This is a genomic window from Alistipes sp. HGB5 (assembly GCF_000183485.2).
GTDB classification, from domain to species: Bacteria; Bacteroidota; Bacteroidia; order Bacteroidales; family Rikenellaceae; genus Alistipes; species Alistipes finegoldii.
The window spans coordinates 1-5561 of sequence record NZ_AENZ01000013.1; the positions used below are offsets into that span (position 1 = coordinate 1).

The 5561-nt window shown below is 46.5% G+C and carries 7 protein-coding genes and 1 pseudogene; all 8 read right to left on the reverse strand.

Translation table 11 applies throughout. The features are described 5' to 3' along the window. Positions 1–482, reverse strand: a 482-nt coding sequence (locus HMPREF9720_RS02765; RefSeq protein WP_009596661.1) for a TonB-dependent receptor plug domain-containing protein, incomplete at its 3' end; no start/stop codon positions are given. After that, positions 479–1348 (reverse strand): DUF4249 domain-containing protein, encoded by an 870-nt coding sequence (locus HMPREF9720_RS02770; RefSeq protein WP_009596665.1) that lies wholly within the window; start codon positions 1346–1348, stop codon positions 479–481. The genes HMPREF9720_RS02770 and HMPREF9720_RS02765, both read right to left, overlap by 4 nt. Before the next feature lie 2 nt (positions 1349–1350). Next, a complete protein-coding gene (locus tag HMPREF9720_RS02775) occupies positions 1351–1809 on the reverse strand; it encodes a hypothetical protein (protein WP_009596666.1) in 459 nt (152 codons plus the stop codon). 70 nt (positions 1810–1879) lie between these two features. Beyond that, complete coding sequence (locus tag HMPREF9720_RS02780) at positions 1880–2917, reverse strand: hypothetical protein (RefSeq protein ID WP_009596663.1); 1038 nt, start codon at positions 2915–2917, stop codon at positions 1880–1882. Positions 2918–2980: 63 nt separating this feature from the next. Next, entirely contained in the window at positions 2981–3574 is a 594-nt protein-coding gene (locus HMPREF9720_RS02785) for an outer membrane beta-barrel protein (RefSeq protein ID WP_009596664.1), read from the reverse strand. A gap of 31 nt (positions 3575–3605) precedes the next feature. Further along, entirely contained in the window at positions 3606–4433 is an 828-nt protein-coding gene (locus HMPREF9720_RS02790) for a hypothetical protein (protein WP_039939683.1), read from the reverse strand. 199 nt (positions 4434–4632) lie between these two features. After that, the gene (locus HMPREF9720_RS02795; RefSeq protein ID WP_014776082.1) at positions 4633–5175 is read right to left on the reverse strand and encodes a hypothetical protein; all 543 of its coding nucleotides are present in this window, start codon (positions 5173–5175) and stop codon (positions 4633–4635) included. A gap of 168 nt (positions 5176–5343) precedes the next feature. Then, positions 5344–5561, reverse strand: a pseudogene (locus HMPREF9720_RS02800) (hypothetical protein); the annotation flags it as partial.

A 5561-nucleotide genomic window follows, 5' to 3' on the forward strand; every position in this document is an offset into this window, starting at 1 on the left:
TTCAGTCGGTCGCCCTCGCGTGTGCGAATCTGCGTCAAGGCCGAAAGCCGGGACCCGTAGGCGGGTGATATGAAGCCTTTCGACACCTCGGCCGATTGGACCGTTTCGCCGCTGAAAATCGAGAGGATGCCGTAGGCATGCGCCTGATTGTAAATCGGTACGTCGTCGTAAAGAATTAATGTCTGGTCGTTGCTGCCGCCGCGTACCAGCAGCCCCGACATGCCGTCCTTTCCGGCCGAGACGCCCGGAAGTAGTTGCAGGAATTTGAATATGTCTTTTTCGCCCGCGAACAGCGGGGCGTATTTAAGCTGCTCGATGTCCACGGCGATATTGCCCGTCTGCTTGTAGACCATCAACGGCCTGCGGGCGGTGACGACTACCGAATCTATCGCTTCGGTGCGTGAAATGCTGTCGGCGGGAGTTTGCGCCGTAAGTAAGGCGGGAATGCAAAGCGCCAGACAGCCTGCGAGCAGTTTCCTCATAATTCGGGCGTCGTGTAATAGTTATATCCGGCGAAGATGCCGATACCGTTGTCGATGTTCGAGTAGACCGTGATCTGCTCGATAAAGGGATTTTCCTGCGCACTTTCTCCCGTATTCAGCTCATGTTTATATCGGGAGCGCATATAGCGGTCGTAGGTATCGGACGCCGCAATAATCTGAAATGTGTGCCTGTTTTCAACGGCTCCGAAAACCGAGAAGCGGAGCGGGAATGCTGCGCTGAGATTTTCGCGGGCGACACGCAGAAAATATTCGAAATCTATGGTACTTCCTTTTTCGTCGGATTCGTAGGCGTCGTTCGCGCCGTTCACCTGATCGACAAATACGGAAGTCGTATAGAACGCATATATATCTTTTTCTCCGTTATTGTCCTGTTCCGTACCCCGGAGCCAGATAGCTTTGGCATCCACGCCTGCAGTAAGGTCCGTCATGTCGAAATGTCGATACCATCCCTTTTGGTGCGCGAACGATATGCGGGCTGCGGGCGCTTCGGGAATCGTCGTCCGGGCAGACAACTCGCCATAGCCGGGGACCGACACAACAAGACGGTAAGAGCGCCCGGCAGCAGCCCGGAACGTTGTTTGGGTCGTACCCTCCGGATCGGCCGGGCAGCGCACAACCTCGGTATTATCTTCGTACAGGCGGATTTCGGCTTCCCCAACGGGAGTGAACCCGCTTTGAGCCGAGTAGCTGCGGCTCCAATGCAGGCGTACTGCAAAGGGTTCCTGCGGCGAGATCAACGCATTGACAACCACGCGGGGCTTAAAATCCTTTTCACCGAAAGAATAATCCACTTCGCAGGACCAGCAGATAAAAACTACAAAGAATACCGAAATGCAGCGCAGCATGTTTATTTAATCTTTATTATCAACTTATCTCCCTTACGGCTTTCCGGACTGCATTCGTCATAATAGCCGTAATCAAGACGTAGCACGATTTTTTTACCGGACGTGCCGCCGCTGATATTTACTCGTAAAGGAAGTTGCAGGGCATCCTTATTCTTGAAATTGAAAGCCTGCTCGCTGAGAATGAAATCACCGCCGGGATTTGCCGTGGAAAGATTCTCCTCGACAACGACCTTTACCGTCTGTTTGGGATGAGCTTTGGCTGCAAAAGCATTGCGTGTAACCAATAAATCCACCTGCGCACCGGGTCCGACAGTTATTTTCGTAACAGGTTCAACCCAGCCCTCCTGCGATGGATCGTTATGCAGGAAATAAAACATGTCCTCGAAGCTCCAAACATGTTTTTCATCGTTGCAAGAAATGAATCCGATGGCAAACGCAAGCAAGAAAAGAATCTTTTTCATAATAAATTTTAGAGTGTGGAATAATCAAGGAAACAGAGAATTATGTCCCTGTTTCCTTGATATGGAATAGTTAGATACATTCGGGAACCGGCAGGTAAATTCCTTGGCAGCAATTAATATCCGTAACAACTCCGCAATTACCCATCTCACGGCTTCGTGCCCTATGTACAATGCAGTTGAATCCGCTCGGCATAGGTACTTCCGTAGGGGTCATGTTGAATTGACCGTTTCCGAAACCGATGGTCGCATACAGGTTCTTTGTGGATTCCGTTTTCGAATAGTTATTTCTGTATGTTTCGAAAGAAATACGTTTCCCGGCGATGGTTAAATCCCAATGCAGATTCTCAATATAAAAGCGGTCATTGTAGGTATTCCATCCTATCAGGGTCTTCTTCTTTTGTCCCGAAACATGCACCTGAATAGCAAAGGAGGTGTTATAGTATTTCTGTCCATTTACCTCTTGTACAACAGAGTGACGCAATACGTTGGTGCGAGAGAAAACTTTGTACTTTTTTGTTTCACGACGGCGATCCGTATATTTCTGCGAAATCTCTCCTCTGGTCTGGGTTTCATCGAATACAGGCGCAACATAACCTATTTCTTCAACTTCAACAGCCCTTGTTTTTGCATCGGTCCTCTCGATAGTTACGGATTCCGCGTTCACGGTATGTTTGACATCACCGACATAAAAAACTCCATTAATGTCGGCAATGCTGGCATAACCGACAGAAGTAATCACAGGCATCAGGCGGTCATTATCCATTTTAAGATAGCCTGCGCAGGTTTCAAGAACCGCTTGGTACTCCTCCGGAGTTTCACAGGCGATAATATCATCCAACATACTATCCGTGAACGAACGCCACGAGGTGAAATTATGCGCTTTCTCGAAAGCGTGCAGAGATTCTTCCGAAGTCAGCGATTCCAAAGTGTTCAGGCAAACTTCACCTGATGAAAAATGCAGTGTGCCATTGATGCACTGAATCTCGTCATTCTCCACAGGCACCAGCGTTTCCGGGGTGACGGATGATGTATCCACACTGTCACTTTTCGCACAAGCATAAGCTGCAAATGCAACTATAGTAAAAATACAAATTTTGGTAATCTTCATAATCGTATGGGTTGTATTTTTAACTACTCGTAAAGTTTTTCGGCTTCCTCTTTTATTAGAAAGCTATTTACGTCCGCCGCCAAATACAACTCCTACGGAAATATTGAAATGCCGGTTGGCCTTTTCTTCCAATTTATAATTGAAGGTTACGCGAAGGTGGTGAAACAACTCCACGCCAATACGCGGCATGAAACAGAAAGACCCCGTCTTGGTTCCCGTCGAGAATCCGCCCCAGTTGGGCTGCGAGTCATCAAAGGTAATCGGAGCCGAATTATCCAAAGAGGCATAACCCAAACCGATACCCGCGAAGAATGAAATTTTCTTATAACGCCGAAAATTGTAATCCGTCACAGCCATCACGTTCCATGTCTTGAATTTCAGCTGTCCAGCATTGACGGACTCTCGGTGGAAAATTGTCCCTCCTACCTGTACACCGACATCCAACGGAACGCGCTGTATATTATATCGCACTTCAGCATAAAATGTTGCGCCGAGTTTGTTCTTGTCGAAATTCAGTTTGTCGGCACCGAAAGCAAAGCCTCCGCCGATTTCACCCTCGATACAGCCAACCTTACGATCTGCAACTGTGGATTGGCTGGTTTGAGCATTACCCTGCATGAAACATAGCAGGGCAAATGCAAAGATTAACTTTTTCATACTTGATAAATAATAAACGCTGGAAATATACTTATTTTGTTTCAATTACGCAAGCGCGCCACTGATTGTCGTATTTGACGGCTCCGTATATGCGCCCTCGAATGATAGATACATCTTTTGCCGGTGAGAAACTCGAATTCTTATAATGGAATCCACCTCCGGACATATTGGACTTGAAGCCAATCATGAAATTACCGGAGAACCACTGCTTGTCCCATCTTACAACCTCTCGTCCAGTGTGATAATCCACCTCTTCGCTTTGTGGGAATATTACTCTGATTTTGCGATCTCCGTCACGAGTAGTAAACAATCCGCGAGGATTATTCAAGAGTCCCTTGTTCTGAGAATCATTGAACCAACTATTTATGCTACTTGCCAATTTCTTCATTCCGGCAGCCATTGCTCCGTTCACATCACCTGTTGTAACATCATAATTTGCAAGCGGAATATGAAAAAGGACAATTTTGGAGTTTGCAAACGGGAATTTCTTTGTCATTCCGGTCGGATATTTATTGTATTGCGGCAAACCATTCGGCATTTTAGGAGGGTCGATGAAGGTCGGAGACGGGAATTTATATTCACATTCGATGGCCGACCATCCATAACGAAATTCTTGAGCTTTTTTTCGCCACCAGATGCCTAATGTGCGTTTTTGCATACGAACCGTCATACCTACAGCTCGGTAGATAATATAATCCTGTTCGTACATACGCAATTTCATGCGATGACGCTTATTGTAGTTGTTCGTTATAGTTACATTCAGCCCAAACCATCCGGAGAGACCTTGCGCCAGCCAACTTCCGTTGCCGCCACCTTTCGTGTAGGTTGCGCGGCGAATCCTGTCCTTCGGAATCTTCATACCGTTCGTCAGCGTAATACTTCCATCATAATTATACGTTACCGAGCTATTATTTCCTGAATTACCAGAGCCGACTGACGAGAAGCCGCCTCCACCTGAATTACCCCCATCAATGATAACGCGATCTTGAAGGATTAGATCTTCTTTGATATAATCGACTTTAACAAATTGCGCCTTAACTCCCTTTGTGTCTGCTATTTCAACAACTTGACCATGAGAACATTGACTCGACGGCTAATTTCTGTTCCACCAAATTAGGGTCGAAAAGCACCTTTTCGTTAGCATCGTACATCATCATACCATCCTCAACGAAGCGACAAATCTTATCGCCGACCTGCACCTCACGCTCGCCATTGAGAATTGCTGTCATGTACGGATCTACGATGAGGCTGTCTTCAGGTTCGTATTCCAAAGAATCTGCGGCGATTTCAGCCAATTCTACATCCGTAAACTCTCGAAGACCTTGATCGAGCAAGTGCTGGCGGAGCGAAACGAACTCTCCGTTCAACGCTTGAGCTGCAGCGCGGGTCGCTGGAAGATGTTTGATGTCGAAAGCCTGTCTCTCTTTCATCTGAGAAATCGTGGAGGATAGATCATCAACAGAGTTAAAATGTAAGACTCCTGACTTAACCGGTGCTGTCGTTTCATCTGATTGAGGCTGCATGTTCTCATTTTGTGTGAGATCCTGTGTACATGATGACACATACAATGCCATCACAAACAATAATAAAATTTTCTTCATAATTGATACGTTAAAATTGGTTGAAATTTATTTCAATTAAAGTTACTTCACGGAAACTATACAATGAATAGAGTCCATTGCAATTGGAGAAACCCGTACTATATAAATAAATTAATCGTTACCCAACGATTTATCTGCGGCAGGAAGTCTCACTCAAATTGGTCGGATCTATTCTGTAAATTCGATCTGTCCTGTGTAAATCGTACCGTTTTCATATTCGACGGTAATCAGGTAAACCCCGCAGTCGAGGTCCGACACGTCGAGCGTCGCAGTCTGATCGGTGAAATTCACCATTTCCGTAAGATAGGTTCCATTGCCGGAGATCGTAACGAATGCCCGGTCGCAATTCTCCGGAGAGTAAAGCGTAATAGTGTTGCCATCCGGAG